The organism is Methanospirillum sp., from assembly GCF_035560735.1.
Taxonomy (GTDB): domain Archaea; phylum Halobacteriota; class Methanomicrobia; order Methanomicrobiales; family Methanospirillaceae; genus Methanospirillum.
On the sequence record NZ_DATMYY010000300.1, the window covers coordinates 1 to 3,375 of the forward strand.

The window sequence follows — 3,375 nt, forward strand, 5'->3', positions numbered from 1 at the left end:
ATGTTATAATATGAAGCAAAGACTGCTATTCCTTACAATACTGTTGCTCAGCCTTTTCATACCAGGTATAATTGCACAATCTTTACCTTCTGATCTTCTCATCCTAACAGAAGAATATCCGCCGTTCAATTATATGGAAAATGGAGACCTGAAGGGAATATCAGTCGATATACTTGAATCAGCATTCAATCACATGGATTTGGAAATTCCCAGAGAAACATTCAGGATTGTTCCATGGGTAGAGGGATATAATACAACTCTGACACGAAATAATACCCTTCTCTTTACGACTGCCAGGATTCCTCAGCGGGAAGACCAGTTCTTATGGGCCGGACCGATCATCAGCGACACCAAGGTTCTCTGGGGTATCGCTCAAAATGACAGCCCTCTTGTCCAGGATATTCACTCATACCGGATTGTGGCGATCCAGGATGATAGTGGAATCGGGATGGCAGAAAATGCCGGTACAACTCCAGATCAGATCACTAAGGTGTCATCTCCTGAGCAAGCAATCAGGATGGTTGAGAATGGAACTGCAGATGTCTGGAGTTATGGTGAGATGTCAGGACAGACGATGATTAACCGGTATGCAGATGATCCGGACCGATTCTCATCGTTCATGAATATTGGAGTTACTGACGAGTATTTTGCTTTCAATAAAAATACTGATCCCGGATTTGTAACTGCTCTCAATAATACGATAGCAGGTATGAAAACCAACCGGTCAGAGACCGGGTCTTCGGAGTATGAACAGATCATTTACAAATATCAGCCTGTGGAATGTGGAGAATCAGAGATCACTCCAAAGATGGTAACTGACCTCGTGAATATCACATCAGATGCAATCTCACAACATGCCCCGGAAACTCTGAAGCAGATTAATGAAATGATTCCTCCATACAAAGATCCGGTGATTCCCGGGCTTTATGTTTTTGTGTACTCTCTTAATGGAACAAACATGGCAGATGCCGGAAATCCAAATCTTGCTGGGAGAAATATGTTAGGAAAAGGAGATGTGACCGGGAAAATGTTCCGTGACGAGATGCTCAAAGGAGCGGTTGATCATAGGACCGGCTGGGTACACTATGTCTTCTCACATCCGACACTCTCGGGAATTTTTCCAAAAAAGAGTTATTATCGGCTTGTAACCGGAAGTGACGGTGTTCCGTACGTTGTAATCAGCGGAAGATACATGTCATGTGCATATCTGTGGCATTCTCCAAATGCAAACCAGGACCGGAGTATAGAGATGGAGATGCAGCCTGATGGATCGATAGTCCTGGCAGGAACGAGGAATGATTCGGTGCAGAAAGATATCCAGATCATCAGGTATCTCTCTGATGGCAAAAAGGACAATACATTTGGGAATCATGGAACGGTAATTTATGCAGGTGCAGCCGGCAAGGATGATTATGCATTCGGGGTTACTCATGATGCAGAAGGAAATATCCTTGTAGCCGGGAGGGAACATAACGGACATGACCCAGATATGCTGCTTCTCAAGTATACTCCGGATGGAAGATTAGATCCCTTATTTGGCAAGAATGGCATAGTCCGATATAGTGGACCAGGAAACGGTACAGATTCTGCCCGGGGAGTTGTTGTGGAGCAGGATGGAAAGGTACTCATCACCGGAGAGATGAACACCAGCAATCACAAAGAGATGGTTGCACTCCGGTTTTTGCCTGACGGAAAATTCGATGATCAGTATGGAAAAGATGGAATATTTGTTCTCAATCGTTCAGGAAATAAAGATAGCTATGGATTTGCATTAGCACTCGATAATGAAGACAGGGCGATTATCACCGGTGGAGCAGTTATTCCGGGTGACAAGAATAGTTCTATCGCCACGGTTCGTCTGCTGAAAGACGGATCTATCGACACATCATTTGGAATAGATGGTCTTGCCCTGTACCAGGGAGAGAGTGGAGGACCTGATTATGGGAACTGGGTGAGTATACTTCCGGATAACAAGATCCTCGTGACCGGAGCAGAGACTGATAGTGGAGGTTCATACGATATTGTAGTGCTCAGGTATAATCAGGACGGAACTTTGGATACCACATTTGGAAATGGTGGTGCTGTTATATATCGCGGAACAGGTTATGATTATGCCTGGGGACAGACGATTCAGGCTGACGGGAAGATAATTATCGCCGGAACAACCGAGATAAATCATAATCAAACCCCGGTCCTTATCAGGTATGACCTGAACGGGAAGCCTGATCCAACCTTTGGTGAACAAGGTATATTTACCTTTGATGCTTTTGGAACGGGATTACTTTATGGAGTTTATCCTGATGCACAAGGCAACATCTTTGCGAACGGGTATATCACCAAGGAAGGTAAAGACATCTCGTTGTTTGTGAAAATTCCGGGTGAAGATTTATAGAATCTGATCTTCTATTTCCCGGATTCCCTTTTTTTGAACCGGAGCATCTGATTAACCTATGTTTCCCGATAATAAATCCCTCGTCTTTGACGACATGATTAGTATAATTTATCCATAGATCCACCATAGTATCTGATATGACCATTCGTCCCGGGATTTATCTTGCCTGTGCCATAGTGCTGACAATACCCTTTTCATTTATTTGTAGTGTGTATGCGGAATCGACCACTGTGTCTCATCAGGACTCTCCGTGGGTAGGTACGTGGACAGACGCCAATTATACTTTGTCTCTTTCACAGAACGGTTCAATCATTAGCGGGATAGCCACAGTATCTCAACCAGGTTTTATGGTAGTGCCCTTCCGGCTTGCAGGTACTCTTTCAGAAGATGGCAAGACCCTTACGTGTATAATAAATCAGACCGGGACACTTACCCTGAATCTTTCAGAAGACAAGATGATGTTTGTTGGTGTTGGAGCCATCGATCAGTTAGATAATAGTACCCAACCATACAGATACATGTTCAATGGAACCAGGAATGGCACCACTATAATATCAGGTCAGGATTGGACCGGAATCTGGGATGGGAAAAAGAATCTCATAAATTTAACTCAAACAAATACCTCTGTACATGGAGAGTACCATCCTCTTACCAACTTACTATACAGAGGTCTGTTACAGGGATCCACCTCAGAAGATGGAAAGACCCTCACAATGACATATGTTTCAACAGCAAATGACTCATTTTCGCTATCCGATGACGGAAAGAATATCATTGAAGGTGAATGCACTGACGAAAAGATCAGTGTTAATGGATATTGCCTAAATCTGACAAAAAATGTCTAGTACTATCTGAAAGATACTCATTCGTTTTTCCAGAAATACAATTGTAATCTCCTTTTAATCCCCAACGGTGCCACTTTTAGGGCCCCAGACAAAACCAATGAAAAGAACTTTTTCAGCAAAAATCTATCAGTCTAGTTG

At 43.3% G+C, this 3,375-nt stretch carries 2 protein-coding genes; both read left to right on the forward strand.

Features of this window, described 5'->3' with window-relative positions; genetic code table 11:
* Positions 1 to 2,392: cache domain-containing protein (locus VN429_RS08695; RefSeq protein WP_325632208.1), on the forward strand; the 2,392-nt coding region annotated here is incomplete at its 5' end.
* 347 nt (positions 2,393 to 2,739) lie between these two features.
* Positions 2,740 to 3,237 carry a hypothetical protein gene (locus tag VN429_RS08700; protein WP_325632210.1) on the forward strand — a complete coding sequence of 166 codons (498 nt, stop codon included), beginning with the start codon at positions 2,740 to 2,742 and terminating at the stop codon, positions 3,235 to 3,237.
* The last annotated feature ends 138 nt before the right edge of the window (positions 3,238 to 3,375 follow it).

Excerpts from the sequence above, each read along its gene's own strand:
- VN429_RS08700 (WP_325632210.1), top strand. The coding sequence starts at position 2,740 with ATGGTAGTGCCCTTCCGGCTTGCAGGTACTCTTTCAGAAGATGGCAAG.